The sequence below is a fragment of the Psychrobacillus sp. MER TA 171 genome, assembly GCF_023713305.1.
In the GTDB taxonomy this organism is placed as follows: domain Bacteria; phylum Bacillota; class Bacilli; order Bacillales_A; family Planococcaceae; genus Psychrobacillus.
Genome location: NZ_JAMAWN010000002.1, coordinates 1 through 15,778, shown reverse-complemented (window position 1 = coordinate 15,778; position 15,778 = coordinate 1). Strand labels below are relative to the sequence as shown.

Annotated in this window: 17 protein-coding genes; 16 read left to right on the top strand and 1 reads right to left on the bottom strand. The window is 36.8% G+C overall.

Going from position 1 to position 15,778, the window contains the following annotated elements; all coding sequences use genetic code 11:
* Positions 1–13: 13 nt before the first annotated feature.
* Positions 14–796, top strand: a complete 783-nt coding sequence (locus M3627_RS02185; protein ID WP_251552837.1) for a GNAT family N-acetyltransferase — start codon at positions 14–16, stop codon at positions 794–796.
* 312 nt (positions 797–1,108) lie between these two features.
* Here the strand turns inward: M3627_RS02185 and M3627_RS02180 are convergent, their stop codons facing one another.
* A complete protein-coding gene (locus M3627_RS02180; protein ID WP_251552836.1) occupies positions 1,109–1,492 on the bottom strand; it encodes a hypothetical protein in 384 nt (127 codons plus the stop codon).
* 454 nt (positions 1,493–1,946) lie between these two features.
* On the opposite strand from M3627_RS02180, the gene M3627_RS02175 reads away from it, so the two are divergent.
* From M3627_RS02175 to M3627_RS02110, 15 genes are all read left to right on the top strand, one after another.
* Positions 1,947–2,723 (top strand): NUDIX domain-containing protein, encoded by a 777-nt coding sequence (locus M3627_RS02175; RefSeq protein WP_169358704.1) that lies wholly within the window; start codon positions 1,947–1,949, stop codon positions 2,721–2,723.
* A gap of 61 nt (positions 2,724–2,784) precedes the next feature.
* Positions 2,785–3,330: a cysteine hydrolase family protein gene (locus M3627_RS02170; RefSeq protein ID WP_169358705.1), complete on the top strand. Its 546-nt coding sequence runs from the start codon at positions 2,785–2,787 to the stop codon at positions 3,328–3,330.
* Positions 3,331–3,358: 28 nt separating this feature from the next.
* Positions 3,359–4,831, top strand: a complete 1,473-nt coding sequence (locus tag M3627_RS02165) for a nicotinate phosphoribosyltransferase (protein WP_251552835.1) — start codon at positions 3,359–3,361, stop codon at positions 4,829–4,831.
* A gap of 18 nt (positions 4,832–4,849) precedes the next feature.
* The gene (gene nadD, locus M3627_RS02160; RefSeq protein ID WP_251552834.1) at positions 4,850–5,464 is read left to right on the top strand and encodes a nicotinate (nicotinamide) nucleotide adenylyltransferase; all 615 of its coding nucleotides are present in this window, start codon (positions 4,850–4,852) and stop codon (positions 5,462–5,464) included.
* Positions 5,465–5,549: 85 nt separating this feature from the next.
* The gene (locus M3627_RS02155; RefSeq protein ID WP_251552833.1) at positions 5,550–6,188 is read left to right on the top strand and encodes a hypothetical protein; all 639 of its coding nucleotides are present in this window, start codon (positions 5,550–5,552) and stop codon (positions 6,186–6,188) included.
* A gap of 121 nt (positions 6,189–6,309) precedes the next feature.
* Positions 6,310–7,128: a hypothetical protein gene (locus M3627_RS02150; protein ID WP_251552832.1), complete on the top strand. Its 819-nt coding sequence runs from the start codon at positions 6,310–6,312 to the stop codon at positions 7,126–7,128.
* Between the two features lie 240 nt (positions 7,129–7,368).
* A complete protein-coding gene (locus tag M3627_RS02145) occupies positions 7,369–8,922 on the top strand; it encodes a histidine kinase N-terminal 7TM domain-containing diguanylate cyclase (RefSeq protein WP_251552831.1) in 1,554 nt (517 codons plus the stop codon).
* Between the two features lie 364 nt (positions 8,923–9,286).
* On the top strand, positions 9,287–11,095 hold the full coding sequence (locus M3627_RS02140; protein ID WP_251552830.1) for a T7SS effector LXG polymorphic toxin: 1,809 nt from the start codon (positions 9,287–9,289) through the stop codon (positions 11,093–11,095).
* Positions 11,096–11,115: 20 nt separating this feature from the next.
* A complete protein-coding gene (locus M3627_RS02135) occupies positions 11,116–11,532 on the top strand; it encodes a tetratricopeptide repeat protein (protein ID WP_251552829.1) in 417 nt (138 codons plus the stop codon).
* A gap of 12 nt (positions 11,533–11,544) precedes the next feature.
* Positions 11,545–11,967 carry a hypothetical protein gene (locus tag M3627_RS02130; protein ID WP_251552828.1) on the top strand — a complete coding sequence of 141 codons (423 nt, stop codon included), beginning with the start codon at positions 11,545–11,547 and terminating at the stop codon, positions 11,965–11,967.
* A gap of 382 nt (positions 11,968–12,349) precedes the next feature.
* The gene (locus tag M3627_RS21015; RefSeq protein ID WP_353056449.1) at positions 12,350–12,565 is read left to right on the top strand and encodes a T7SS effector LXG polymorphic toxin; all 216 of its coding nucleotides are present in this window, start codon (positions 12,350–12,352) and stop codon (positions 12,563–12,565) included.
* A complete protein-coding gene (locus M3627_RS02125) occupies positions 12,523–14,040 on the top strand; it encodes a T7SS effector LXG polymorphic toxin (protein WP_251552827.1) in 1,518 nt (505 codons plus the stop codon). The genes M3627_RS21015 and M3627_RS02125 overlap by 43 nt, the downstream gene beginning before the upstream one ends.
* Before the next feature lie 19 nt (positions 14,041–14,059).
* Positions 14,060–14,398 (top strand): hypothetical protein, encoded by a 339-nt coding sequence (locus M3627_RS02120; protein WP_169361525.1) that lies wholly within the window; start codon positions 14,060–14,062, stop codon positions 14,396–14,398.
* Between the two features lie 152 nt (positions 14,399–14,550).
* The gene (locus tag M3627_RS02115; protein WP_251552826.1) at positions 14,551–14,745 is read left to right on the top strand and encodes a T7SS effector LXG polymorphic toxin; all 195 of its coding nucleotides are present in this window, start codon (positions 14,551–14,553) and stop codon (positions 14,743–14,745) included.
* A gap of 40 nt (positions 14,746–14,785) precedes the next feature.
* On the top strand, positions 14,786–15,691 hold the full coding sequence (locus M3627_RS02110; protein WP_251552825.1) for a hypothetical protein: 906 nt from the start codon (positions 14,786–14,788) through the stop codon (positions 15,689–15,691).
* The last annotated feature ends 87 nt before the right edge of the window (positions 15,692–15,778 follow it).

Below are 15,778 nucleotides of genomic sequence, written 5' to 3'. Positions count from 1 at the left end.
TAGGGGTAATTTAATGAACATGGAAACTATACATATGCTCGATATAGCATACTGTGATACATTTTCAAGAAGAATAGATACATCATGGGGGGTTCTATTTTGTAACGAGAATCAGCCTGACTATTATGATGCTAATCATGCAAGGATAATGACTGCTTGCGACAATTCACATGAAGTAGCAGAAGAAGTCATTCACTTTTTTCAGTCCAAAGATATTGTACCAAGGTTCTACATTTATGACCTAGAAAATCAGCAAAATCTATTGTCCGAATTAGAATCTAGAAATTTTAAATATGAAGAATTGATTAGCCCTGTACAATTATGGAATAACAAAGTTATTGATATCCCCACTGACCCCAAGGTGACGATTGAAAAAGTGACAAAAGAAAACTACCAAGAAGCGATCGAGATAGAGGGTAGTATTAAAGAGTTCGGTGGCCTAGAAGTAATGGAAAAGGTTTTTGAGGAGCAATTTAATCACCCAGCATTTACTCATTATCTCCTTCGTTATGATGGGGTAGCCTGCTCTACGGCTTGTATTTTTGAAGACGGCAATCAAGCTAGAATGGAAAGTGTAGCAACATTGGAAGCATATAGGGGAAAAGGATTAATTGGACAAATCATTCATTATATTCAGCTAGAAGTTACAAAAAAGGGAATTGAAAAGCTATGGGTTTTCCCTATAAATGAAGCCATCGAAAAGGTCTATCAAAAATATGGTTTTGAGACAGTACATAAAGCAGTAGCAGGGCATGCATTTTTAAGCGGAAAAAGTATTAAAGAAATTCAAAGTTAATCTTCATGATAGCTTGGTTCGTATTAATCGAACTAAGCTATTATTTATAAATCTATTTCATATAAGTAGATTTGAACTATAGCTATCCTAAATGCAAAAAATATTTAATAAGTAAATGAGGTTGTTAAAAATGAAATATGCCCGATTTTTATATTTTAGTATAGTATTTATATTTATATTGTTATTTATAAATTTATATATTCTTGCTGAACCATTCCACCATATCGTTTTTATGATAGTAGGTATAACTTTTATTATATCTTCCTTTGTATATTATAAATATCTAGAAAAGAGTTAAAACGGCTTAATTAGCTATTCTTCATTTAATTCCTTAAAATAATTCTCAATTACTTCGGGGAGTACTTCTGCCCGAAGGATCGTTAATTTATTTGTCCCAGGACTGGTTTCTATAAGAACTGATTCTGTACCATCATCATACTGAACTACAGTGAATTGCCGAATCATTGACGGGCTTCCTTTCTCGCTTTTTAATACGTCATATGCCTCTTCAGAAAAGTATTTTTCATAGCCCTGCTCCAACAAATGGTGAACACTCGTGAATTCTTCGGAGAATCTTAACTCTTGATAAAGCTCCAAGGAATTTTCAGGCTTCATGTAGAAGTCATATAACAAGGGGCCAAAAGAAATCACAACTATTAGCAATATCACGATTACTTGAATGATTGGTTTCCTCATATCACTTTCCTCCCTTTAGAAATGCTAAAAGAAACACTGTTCGTAGATGTGAATTTATATGATTATACCATGTGAATTATAAATGGGGTATATTTCCAAAAATGAAGCAATCGGATTGTCTCGAGTTTAAAGAGTAGTTTATTTACAAAAAATATATGAAGGATTAGATGAGGATGTATAAGCCAGGAATGGTTTCCATTTAGGTTGACAATATCAAAATGAGAACTTGTTAGATGGCTACGTGGATGTAACTTATAATGAGGATACCACGCAGCTAGCGACTTTGTATTCGTAATTACTACTAGGTACGAATAAAAGGAGTAAACTATTTGTATTTAATTTTGACTTTTCGTTTGACTTTTTTAATTCCAAATATTACAATCAAATTAAGGTTAACGAATTGTTAATCAAAAACCTTTGGAAAAGATTTTTTTCTTCAGAAGGAGTGATAAACATGTCTAACGAAGAAGCACTAAAGCAGTATGATATCAAAAAATATAAAACACCGGACGGCTATACATCAGATATCGCAGTTTTTACAATAGTTGCAGAGAACAAGGAAGAGCATAAGCCACCTATCATGTCTCTGAAGCTAATGCTGATCCAGCGGGCCTTACAAAACGCTGAAGGCGATACAAATATAGAGGCAGGAAAATGGGCGCTACCAGGGGGTTTTGTTCAAGAGGATGAAACGGCTTTGGAAGCAGCTAAGAGAGAGCTTGAGGAAGAAACAGGCGTTGAAAATGTGCTGATCAAACATTTCGGGGTGTACGACACACCTGGTAGAGATCCCCGTGGATGGATTATTACGAATGCTCATTACGCTATTGTTCCGATGGATTACCTTTCTAAAAGAAAGGCTGCAGATGATGCAGCAGAAGTGGAGTTATTCTCCATTGAAGAAGTGTTAAATCTCTCATTAGCATTCGACCATCGGGAAATCATTACAGATGCTATTCATATGATTACAAATGATTTGCTCCAAACGACTGTTGCTAAAAACTTCTTGCCAAAACATTTCACTTATTCAGAGCTTCAGGCAGTATTAGCAACTGTAACCGATGAACCGGGTATCCTAAGCGAGCAATCCTTTGCTAGGAAAATAAAGACACTGCCGTTTATTCAAAAGGTTCCGGGAAAGAAGACACAGAGAACATCTAAGTCTCCTGCTGCATTATACGAATTTTTGGAAATGGATATTGTGAAGTCTATTTACACGGCTAGATATTAATTTTTTTATTATCAATGATTAACAATTTGTTTATTAAAATAATATGTAGGAGGAAAATAAAATGAAAGCACTTATTAACATTGATTACACGAATGACTTCGTTGCGACGGATGGTGCATTGACATGCGGAAAGCCAGGGCAAGACATTGAGCAAGAGATTACGCGACTAACAGAATCTTTTATCAAGGAAAATCAGTACGTAGTGTTTGCAATAGACGTACATCATTTAAATGATCCGTATCATCCGGAAACCAAATTGTTCCCTGCTCACAATTTAGAAGGAACAGAAGGTCGTAAATTATACGGTAGCCTGCAGGAGATATACGAATCGTCTAAAGAGAGCAAGCAAGTATATTGGATGGACAAAACAAGATATTCAGCTTTCGCAGGAACGGATTTAGAGATAAAGCTACGCGAAAGAGGAATTACCGAGGTTCATTTAGTTGGAGTATGTACGGATATTTGTGTGCTTCATACTGCAGTGGATGCATACAACAAAGGATTTAAAGTCATTGTGCACAAGGATGCAGTCGCTAGTTTCAATCAAGTAGGACATGACTGGGCTCTAGGTCATTTCCAAGGGTCTATAGGGGCAGAGGTTATTTAATCGAAATTTAGACTGGGAGGTTTGTTCAATGGAACGATTATATAAAGACGATAGCTTAGCTCTTCATACGGACCTGTATCAAATTAATATGGCCCAAACGTATTGGAGAGACGGATTTCATAATCAAAAATCGGTGTTCGAAGTTTATTTTCGCAAGTTGCCATTTGGGAATGGATATGCTATTTTTGCTGGTCTGGAGAGAGTGATTGAATTTATCAACAACTTCCATTTCTCTGAGACAGATATCGATTATTTAAGAGACCAAGGCTATGAAGAGGAATACTTAGATTACTTGAAGGGTATTCGATTTACAGGTACATTACGAAGCCTTAAAGAAGGCGAGCTAGTTTTCCCGAATGAGCCAATTATGCGTATAGAGGCACCACTGGCCGAGGCACAGCTGATTGAAACACCTATCTTAAATATCATCAACTTCCAAACGCTTATTGCTACAAAGGCAGCACGGATCAAACAAGTAGTTGGTGATGATACAACATTGGAATTTGGTACTCGTCGAGCACAGGAAATGGATGCTGCTATCTGGGGCACTAGGGCAGCTTATATTGCAGGCTTCGATGGAACGTCCAATGTGAGAGCTGGAAAACTGTTTGGAATTCCTATTGCTGGCACACACGCACATTCATTGGTTCAGGCTTATATCGACGAATATACAGCGTTCACTAAGTATGCAGAGAGCCATAAGGATTGTGTGTTTTTAGTAGATACTTACGATACATTGAGATCTGGTGTGCCCAATGCCATACGAGTAGCGAAGGAACAAGGAGATAAGATTAATTTTAAGGGTATTCGGTTAGACAGCGGTGACTTGGCCTATCTATCTAAAGAGGCAAGGAAGATGTTGGACGAAGCAGGATTTAAAGACACGAAAATATCTGCCTCTAACGATTTAGATGAGGCAACAATACTTAACCTAAAGGCACAGGGGGCCAAAATAGATACATGGGGGATTGGCACGAAGCTAATAACGGCATTTGATCAGCCTGCCCTAGGAGCAGTTTATAAAATAGTATCTATAGAAGGAACGGACGGAGAAATGGTAGACACCATCAAAATAAGTGCAAATCCCGAAAAGGTTTCGACACCTGGTTTGAAACGAGTGTACCGAATCATAAATCGGAACAATGGCAAATCAGAAGGGGATTACATTGCTTTAGAGACGGAGGAGCCTCAAAAAGAAGAGCGATTAAAGATGTTCCATCCGGTTCATACATTCATAAGTAAGTTCGTGACTAATTTTGAGGCAAGAGAGCTGCATCATACAATTTTTGAAAACGGCAAGCTTACGTACAAAACTCCTTCTATATTAGAGATTCGAGAAAATGTTCAAGAAAATCTAGAGCTACTATGGGATGAATATAAGCGTCCGTTAAATCCAGAAGAGTATCCGGTCGATCTGAGCCAAAAATGCTGGGATAACAAAATGAATCGCATCGCAGAAATTAAAGAAAAGACACAGCAAATGATGAAACAGAAAAAATAGCTTATAGGAGGAGTAAATATGGCTAGGATCGGAATCTATGGATCTTCCTTTGATCCCATCACGAATGTCCATCTGTGGACAGCAAGCACGGTGGGGCGCAGATGTCGTCTCGATAAAGTAATCTTTCTTCCTTGTTCGCACAAAAGAAGAGATAAAGAGATGAATGTTGCAGACAACCATCGTTGGAATATGATCTTACTCGCTATTGAAAACAATGAAAAATTCGAGGCAGATGATTATGAGATGAACCAGGAAGCCTGGAATGCAAATACGTATCAAACGATGAAGCATTTTAAAGAAAAATACCCGAATGATGAAGTATTCTTCATAATGGGAGCAGATTTACTAGTTGATATAGGTGCAGGTAAATGGAAAAACGGTGAAGATTTAGTGAAGGAAAATAAATTTATTGTCATGGCAAGGGACGGAATTGATATGCTCAAGGTAATCAGCAAGTCCCCTATCCTAAGAAACAACGATGAAGGATTTCACCTCATAGACAAGGGACTAGCAATGGAAATCAGTTCCTCCTATATTAGAGATGAATTTGCAATGGGTGGGGAGCCGAGATATCTTCTTCCAGATAAATGTTATGAGTACATCCTAGCAAATGCACTTTATCAAAGAAAATAAACGAAGGCGCCTAGTTTAGTACTTAAACATAGGCGCTTCTTTAAACTACTGCTAAGCATTTTGTTGAATGTAAGTGTAGATTGAAATGGTAAAAATGGTATTTATTCATTTAAGTAGTTTAAGTAATTTATCCGAACAGTTGAAAGGAGAACAAGGAATGCGCTCTCATGAGGAATTAGAGGAGCAACTAATAGCATTTATCAAGCAAATGCCAACTATGAAGAGTAAAGCAGATTTAATAGAAGCAATAGAAAGTATTTATAATATAGATATAATCACTTTTCAAAATTTACTAGAAAAGAGCTATAAGGAGTTTGAGGATTGGTTAAATACACTGTTAAGTAAAGAAAAAATACCAAAAGAAATAGTAGCTATTAATTTCGGAATATTTGATAAAAAAGATAGCTTTCAGCTTTATATTTCGGGCTCCACGGAATGGGATGGGTATGATGATGACTGGGCAAGTAATAATGATTATTTTCCACAAGGCAGATATGCTGAAATAACAGCTTATAAAACGTTGTACCATTTATACGAAGAGCAGTTCTACTTAGGTTTATTTTTAACTCTTGCTTCTACAATCATTTTTACACATACATACTTACAAACTAATATTTCAAATTTCCCAGGAAACATAGTTTTTGCAACTGGATTTGATGATGGCGATCTATACAATTTTTGTGAAAAATATGATAGTACCATGGTTCCTCTCATTTTTCGGTAAATAAAAGATGGAGACATATTTATCCATCTTTTCTTAGAGAGTTTAAAATACTATGTAAAAGATATTAGGGACCTTATAGTGTTACAAATTATAAACTTATAAAATTAGGAGAAATGAACTCATGATAAGAATGCACAATTTACCTGAAAACATCAAAGAGGCCTTAAAACCTTACTATAATAAAAATGAAAAACCAGATGTTTTTCCGGCGAAGTTTTCATTTAAAGGAGAGCTTTATTACTATTTTACATTCGCTCCTGCAGCTGAACAGGTGATTTTACGCAATGATGGAAGCGCTCCTTACTTCGAAGAGATAAAGGAAGAAGCGCTACTAGCAAACAATTTTAATGTTTGTATTGAGAAGTTTGTACATATTGGAGCTGGATGGGCCACTGCAAACAGGCTAGGTAACTATAAAAACTACAAAAACATACTTACCCGAATTGAAAGGAAATTAGGCCCTTTACCTGAGGATGTACAAAAAGCATATGATGTAGTCAAGCATGTTCCTGGCATTATTATTGAAAATCAACTCCAAATAGTAGAGGCAGTAAAAAAGGCAGATGATTTGTGGAAAGTAGCAAGTGATATAGAGCTAGTCACCGATCAGGATGAAGAGAGAATGGAGTCATACTTAGTTGAGATGATTCAGGCACAGGTTAGGCAAAATGATATTCAAATGAAAACAGATGAGGAAAGAAGGATAATTAGTGAATTTGTTTCCTCAAAAAAATGGGTTAACTTACACGCATTTATATTATCCATCAGGCTAAGACCCTTTGATAAATACATGTTTAGTCGAAATCATGAGGATGCGGGCGAATGGGCTGAGCTTAGAGACATGGCGCTATATAGTAATCGAAAAGCAGAGGAAGTAAAGGATCATCATTTGATTTTCGATAGCCTTAGAAATCCTAGATTAAAGAGTGAAGGTATTTAGTTGAGAGGAAAAATAAAATATTGTGATGTTTACCCTATCGTTCTTAGCGTTTTAAACACATTAAGGACGATAGGGATTTTTTTAAGTTTACAGAGCAACATTGAGGAAGATAAAGTGATTATTCTCATGCCATAAAAGTTTATTCATGACACAAAATAGCAAAACAGTCTCTAGTACAGGATAATCTACTGCTATATAATATATGTTGCATGAAAGATAAATTGGAACGGAGAAAAATTATTGACGCACATTCTAGTAGTAACATTAGCGAGCATAATAAGCTTGTTTCTAAGTTTATATATACGAGTTAAAGCGAAAGATGCTCCGGGAGTAAAGCCGTATATTTTAGTTACAATATTGTCATCGATTTTCACATTTGCTTATGCCTTTGAATTAGCAAGCACGACCTTAAAAGAAATGAAGTTTTGGCTTGGAGTTGAGTACCTTGCCATGCCATTCATTCCTGTATTTGTTCTATTTATGTGTATGGAGTATGTAGGACGCAAGATTAAAACATGGAACTATGCTATTTTCATCATTCCCATCACTACGATATTTATGATGCAAACGAACGATCTTCATCATCTTTATTATAAATCAATAAAAATAAATAGAGATGGTCCATTCCCGTTATTAGAGCTAGAATGGGGCCCATGGTTTAACGTCCATGCTATCTTTCTGTTTGTATGCTTAATTTTGTCAGTCTTTATATTGCTTAGGGAATACCGTAAATCTTTATTTATGTTTCGTATGCAAACTTTATTGATGGTGGCAGGTTTTATTACGCCTATAATAGCTAATTATTTTTATTTAAATGATTGGAGTGAAGGAATAGATCTAGGCCCGATTTCTTTAAGTATTGCCTTTACGTTCCACGGGGTAGCTCTTATATCCTTACAAATGTTCAATGTCGCTCCCATTGCTAGGGATAGTGTATTTGAAAGCCTGAAGGAGGGAGTGCTTGTTTTAAATCAAAACAAGGTAATCGTTGATTATAATAAAGCAACACTAATTGTAATCCCAACTTTAAGTGGTCATCATATTGGTAAACCTATGGCAGAGGTTCTTGCTGAAAATTATGAACTTAAAGGGAAGTTAGATGAAGAAATAGAGTCTGACTATACTAGCTTACTAGATGAGCGAGTTACACACTTTCGAATTAATTTTACAGAAGTAATCAATAAAAATGGGTTACAGGTCGGTAAAATTATTACCTTTATTAATGTTACGGAAAAAGTGCAGATGGAAGCAAAATTAAAACAATTAGCAAGCTTAGATGGCTTAACCCAGGTATTAAATCGTACATTCTTTATGAAAAAATCGGAAATGTTATTGGATGATTTATTGATAGATGGGGGAAGTATCTCCATTGTAATGTTCGACATTGATCATTTTAAAAGGGTTAATGACACGTATGGGCACGAGGCAGGAGATATAATATTGACTCGTATTACAAGTATAGTAAAAGAAAAATTACGATTTGAAGACTATATGGGTCGCTACGGGGGAGAAGAGTTCATTATTTGTATGCCAGATACTTCTTTGATGGAGGCTGCTAATAGAGCAAATTTAATTCGACAAGCAGTTGCAGAAAGCTTAGTCGTTTTTAATAAAGAAGAAATACAAGTAACATCAAGTTTCGGGATATCTCATGCTCTTCTGGAAGTAGGAGAGGATAGATATTCCATTCAACAGCTAATTAGAGAAGCTGACCAAGCGTTATATGCTGCAAAAAATAAAGGTAGGAACTGTGTAGCATTATATAATGTTGACGAGCTATTACTTCAAATCTAATGGATAAGACTCTTTAAAAATGATGGCAAGTGAGGTAAACAGGTGGTCTGTTTACTCTTTTTTTCTGTAAGGTCTATATTTTTTGTGAAGAACTAACCGCCAAGCTTAATCTAAAATAAATAAGGCTAAAGTATTGGGTGTACTTAATACTAAAGATTTAAATAATCTGAAAATTAGTACTCCTTATGAATTATTTTAATGGAAAAACCTATTTATCTCTTTACCTTTCTTTATAATAAATGGAATATTATAGATAAAAAGAGATTGCTAGAGGAGGAGAAAGTATGCCTAGTTCTAGGGGAATATTGTATAATAATGAAAACAGGCAATCCTTCCTAACACCGAACATTTGGAGTGGTTGCCTATGAAAATATTAGACGTAGATTTACTTCAAGATGGATTGAAACGAAATATGGCTATGCTTGAGCGCCTGAGAAACGAGACAGAGAATATCGAAAGAACGGTAAGTGGCTTAGTTGAAATGGACGAGCTGTTAAAGGGCGCAGGAGGCAATGCTATCCGCGACTTCTATGCAGAATGTCACCAGCCCTTTCTACAATTCTTCCAGCTGTTCTCCGTCACCTATCTTCAGACGCTTCAACAAATGGAATCTTCCCTCCAATCACTGGAGCCAGATCCAGCCGGATACATAAGGCAAGAATTTCTAGAGGGAGAGCTGGAGCAGGGCATAACACTGATCGGCAATCTGACAGAAGCCCTCACCAATGAGGCGAACAGTATCATGGACAGTGTCAGTGATATCGTGGCCCTGCCTCATCTAGATGACAGTGCAGTTCAGGAAGGTGTCATTACTTCCAAAAAGAAACGGGATGACACCGTACAAAAGTTGAACGAGTTCGATTACTCTCAGACCGTGTCATTGAATCCTGTGGAACAGGACATCCAGACGATGGACACATGGCTAACGGATTTAGAAGGAATGTTTCAAAGTGGCCTGACGGGTGTCCATTTTCAGTCGAGTCACTGGGGGATCTTGGCTTCGAGAAATACTTTGAAAATGGAGCTGGAGGCACGTACTTCACGGATTCAAGGAGACACCACCCTCCAACCCAAAAATCATGACTTGACGACCATGTTTTACACTTTTTTAACAGGGGCAATCCCCCTCCAATTTGGCTACAGGGGATTCATCCAAAAACCAAATGTTTTATATGGTCCTAGTATTCTAGGTTTTGCTAGTCTCCCTACTCATTCACCCACAAAAAATATAAATGAAAATGTGGAACATGAGACGAGTGAATTGGACGAAATTTACGCAGCAATTTTAAAAAGTAATCCAGAATTGGCAGTAGATAGTCCTTCTACTCCTCAAACATATTCCGCGAATGAACCTATTACCTATGAGGGAATGAGGAAAGTGCTAGGTGGAAACGGATCCGGAACTCCGGATGGATTGTTTGCCATGGGAGTAGGTTTGAGTATAGCTGCTAAAAAGGGTGGAGAAATAGCTGTAGAAATAGCGGCAGATGAGCTATTCTTAAATGATATTCAAACCCTGATGGACCCAGATGCTTCTAAAACAGACAAAGGAATCGCACTTTTTTCTTTAACACCGATGGGGAAATTAAATAAAGCTGCTGAAGGGATAGAGGAAGGGAAGGACTTTTTAGAGTATGTCATTGAGGCTCAAAAGAAAGCGGAGAAAGCAAAGGATGCTAAAAAATCCGTGGGGGATGTTGAGGTTAAGGGTACAGGTGATGTACCTGAAGGCTATTATCAAGATACAAATGGAAAATGGCATCGATCTGATGGGACATACGCAAGTAACAAGGAAATGGGTTTATCTGAACCAAGTGCCATCACAAAACGTTTAGAATACATGGGTAATACGCCTGGAAAAGGATCAAAAACGGGTAGAGAAGTAATAGAAAGAATGGAAAATGAAAATCCACCAAAAATACGTACAACACGTGATGGTGAAACAGAATTTATGGCAAGTGATGAAAAATGGTATCCCATAGATCAAGCGGATATGGCTCATTTAACTGATGCAGTCTCATGGTGGAACAGTACAGGTAGATATTATGGAGCAAAGTCTTCAGAGGTTAGAGAATGGATGTTAGACTCTAATAATTATGTATTGGAGCATTACAGATTGAATCGATCGGAAGGTGCAAAGTTAAATGAAATCTACTTGCCACCAAATAAATAACTATTGGGGGTAAATTAATATTGGAACTTAACGATCAAGTATATGACCAAATAGTACATTTATGTAATGAGGGAAATGCTTATGTTGAAAAAGGACAAGTTGAAAAAGCAATAGAAAGCTATACAGTTGCTCTGGATTTGGTTCCGTTACCGAAGAACAATTGGGAAACAAGTACTTGGATTTATACAGCATTAGGAGATACTTATTTTTTAAAATGTGAATATAAAATGGCAAAAAGTAATTTTTATAATGCATTAAATTGTCCTGGGGGTATTGCAAATCCATTTATTTTACTGAGACTTGGAGAGAGTTTATTCGAGTGCGGGGAATATGATAAAGCTAAGGAGAATCTGTTAAGAGCATATAGTTTGGAAGGTTATAAAATCTTTTTTAATGAGGACGACAAGTATTTTGAAGTGATTAGGGATTTGATTTAAGGAGGGTAAATATTGGCTATTTTACAATCACCTATAAAAGAAAAATTCGAAATTCTTTTGGATAAAAGTAATGAACAATTTAAAAATGGTAACTATAATGATTCTATTCTGTTATTAGAAGATGCGTGGAATATAATACCTGATCCGAAAGGAATTTATTGTGAAGAGAGTTACCATTTAGTCAAGGATATTATCTCCACTTGTTTTATGGTTAATGATTTTAAGAAAGCAAAAGAGTGGTCAGATAAAATATTTTTAACTGGATTTGCACGAATAGATTCTGGTGATAAGGAATTTATTGCAGGAAAGGTTGCTTTTGAATTAGGAGATTTAGAAACCGCGAAAGAATTTTTTAGCATTGCCAATGAAAAATCAGAAGGCAGATGTTTTGGGAATCCGAAGAATACTAAGTACCTCAAATTTTTTAAAAGTTAATTTATAGCTGAACAATAGAAGGAATTGTCAAGGGTTAAGAAATAATGCAAATATTGTAAGTAGTTTAGAGGGATGGATACTACAAAAGATTGCTTCATTCGTTATGAAATATCGCTTTCAATGATTCAGCAAGTGCAATCTTTTTAAGTGATGGACAAAGTGTATGGAAACTGGATAATCCAAAATAAAAATAGATACTGTTTAATCAAATACCTTGATTGGCTAAAGCCTTTCAAGGTTTTATTGTTATATTTAGCTTGAATTTGTATCATGAATTCAATTGGTAAACAAATATATGAGGTTGCTTGCAGTGAATATAGTAAAATTTTCTAACTAGTTTCCTAATCTTTACACATGGGAATGAAAGCTTGATGTAATATAGATGGTTTACTCCAAGGCAGGTTTAATTCAACATAAATTAAAACGAAATATAACCATGCTTGAGCGCCTGAGAAATGAGACAGAGAATATCGAAAGAACGGTGTGTGGCTTAGTTGAAATGGACGAGCTGTTGAAGGGAGCGGGAGGCAATGCCATCCGCGACTTCTACGCAGAGTGTCACCTGCTATTCTCTGTCAGCTATCTGGAAGAATTGTAGAAAGGGTGCAGACGCTTCAACAAATGGAATCTTCCCTCCAATCACTGGAGCCAGATCCAGCCGGATACATAAGGCAAGAATTTCTAGAGGGAGAGCTGGAGCAGGGCCTAACACTGATCGGCAATCTGACAGAAGCCCTCACCAATGAGGCGAACAGTATCATGGACAGTGTCAGTGATATCGTGGGCCTGCCACATCTCGATGACAGTGCAGTCCAGGAAGGTGTCATTAATTCCAAAAAGAAGCGGGATGACACCGTTCAAAAGTTGAACGAGTTCGATTACTCTCAGACCGTGTCATTGAATCCTGTGGAACAGGATCTACGGGTCCTGCAAGACTGCCTTATAGAAATGGAGGGACTCTTCCAAAACGGGTTGTCCGATATCCACTTTCAGACGTCACAGTGGAGTGTGAACCCTGCAAGAAAGAGGCTGGTATGGGATCTTGCAACCCGTGAATCGACTCTTCCGATATTAAAAAAGTACTCTTTAACCGAGGAACTATCCAGTATGCTCCAAACTTATCTGCAAGGGGTGTCACCCATTTCGTTTGGACTTGGTGGGCAGGTTTCAAGACCAAATGTGTTTAGGGGTCTTGCAGTGAATAAGAGTAACGGGAATCCTCTCCATTTGATTTTCTGGAAGAACAACTTGATTCCATCCGTGGAACAGCTGATTAGCGCCACAGAGGCGGAGATAATCATCAATCAAGCAGTGAATGTAAAAAAAGTTACCGATGAATATGGTAGCTTTTTAGAAGAGAGTGTGATCGAAGGAGCTTATTATACATTACCGGATGGGAAGATTATACGTCAATATTATGGTCGAACAGGTGCCCAACAGTATAAATATGTTCAGATTATTCCGGAAGAACGAATCGGCAGTGGAAAAACATTAGAAGACATATTCCCTCCCATAACAAAGATAGAAGAATTTATAATAGGGGACATCATCGCCATGTCAGAGGACCCTTCACCGGAATCCGTTGCGGAAGCCGCATTATTCACCGTTTTCAAGCCACTTAAAATGGTGGATAAGATTAGTGATAGTATTAAAGATGGGGAAAAGAAGATAGAAAAGATTGAGGATAAGGGGAAAGGTAATGGTGTCCCTTCATATGGAAAAAACTCAGTACCTATTGGTCCTTATAGAGAAGTAAATGGATTTCCAGCTAAAGTAAAGCCAGGTTCTCAAGAGAAACATATTCCTAATACTCCAAATTACAAACAAGAACTAGCAAATGGAAAAATTAAGAGTATCTTCTATGGGGATAATAAAAAAGCACAAGTATTGCTTGATAAGTACGCTGGAAAAGGTCAGCTACTACCAAATGGTAAAAAAGAAAGAGTAGACTTTAGTGAAACAATCGGGAAATATTATGATGTCGATACCGGCGAATACCTTGAGACTACTAGAGGAATAATTCATTATGGAAAAGATGGTGCACATATAGTGCCTTCTGAACCACTTAAATAACAAAACAAGGAGAAATTATATGGAATATGATTCTTTGGTAAAAACCATAAAAGAACACAAGGATAGTAATCTGATAATAGAGTGGGATAGCGGGTTAAAGATTATTGGTGAACCAGACACACTCTTTGAAACAGACAATGGATTGGATGATGATGATATAAATTATACCGAATATTATGCAATTACATTTCAAGTTGGTGACATTTTAGCTCATCCTTCTAGTAAAGAAGGTAGTTTATATAGTTGGTTAATACAAGGGAAAGGTTCATTAATAGAAATATCACTTTACGATAATCCACCAAGTCAGATCTTTTTGAGTGATGGACAAAGTGTATGGAAACGGGATATTCCAAAATAAATTACTGTTTAATCAATTACCTTGATTGGCTAAAGCCTGTCAAGGTTTTATTGATATATCAAAATTGAAGTCAAGAATTCAATTGATAAACAAATAAATTGTTTGCAGTTAATATAGTGAAATTTACTAATTAATTATTCAATCGTGATATCGTGGCCCTGCCTCATCTCGATGACAGTGCAGTCCAGGAAGGTGTCATTACCTCCAAAAAGAAACGGGATGACACCGTTCTACAGTTAAATGAGTTCGATTACTCTCAGACCGTATCATTGAATCCTGTGGAACAGGACATCCAGACGATGGACACATGGCTAACGGATATAGAGGGAATGTTTCAAAGTGCCTGACAGATGTCCATTTTCAGTCGAATTACTGGGGATATTGGCTTTGAGAAATACTTTAATAATGGAGCTGGAGGCACGTACCTCACGGATTCCAGGAGATACCGCTGTCCAACCAAATAATTATGACTTGACGACCATGTTTTCCACTTTTTTATCAGGGGCAAGCCCAATCCAATTTGGGTACGGAGGATTTATCCGAAAACCAACCGTCTTATATGGTCCTAGTATTTTAGGTTTTGCTAGTCTCCCTCCTCATTCACCCACAAAAAATATAAATGAAAATGTGGAACATGAGACGAGTGAATTGGAAGAAATATATGCAGCAATTTTAAAAAGTAATCCAGAATTGGCAGTAGATAGTCCTTCTACTCCTCAAACATATTCCGCGAATGAACCTATTACCTATGAGGGAATGAGGAAAGTGCTAGGTGGAAACGGATCCGGAACTCCAGATGGATTGTTTGCCATGGGAGTAGGTTTGAGTATAGCTGCTAAAAAAGGTGGAGAAATCGCGGCAAATGAGCTTCTCTTAAATGATATTGAGACCCTAAGGGACCCTAATGCTTCTAAAACAGACAAGGGAATCGCACTTTTTTCTTTAACACCAATAGGGAAATTAAATAAAGCCGCTGAAGGGATAGAGGAAGGGAAGGACTTATTAGAGCATGTCATTGAGGCTCAAAAGAAAGCAGAGAAAGCAAAGGATGCTAAAAAATCTGTGGAGGTGAAGGATGTTGAGCTTAATATTAAAGGTAAGAGTGAATTAGAAATAAAGTATCCGTTAAGTTCAACAAATAAGAAGCATATTAACAAGCATAATATTGAATCTATTAAGCGACAATCAAAATATTTATCCGATTCTCAGTTAGCAGATAAATTAGAATCTAGTTTTTTTAATCCGAAGTGGAGTGTAAACGCTAAAATAAAATGGACAGTTGCTGCTAAATAACATTGAACACTTTCGCTAATCTAATAGATTTTCAGTAAACTATATATATTCGTTTATTGGGGGTCAGACAAGTGGAGGGAAAATTAG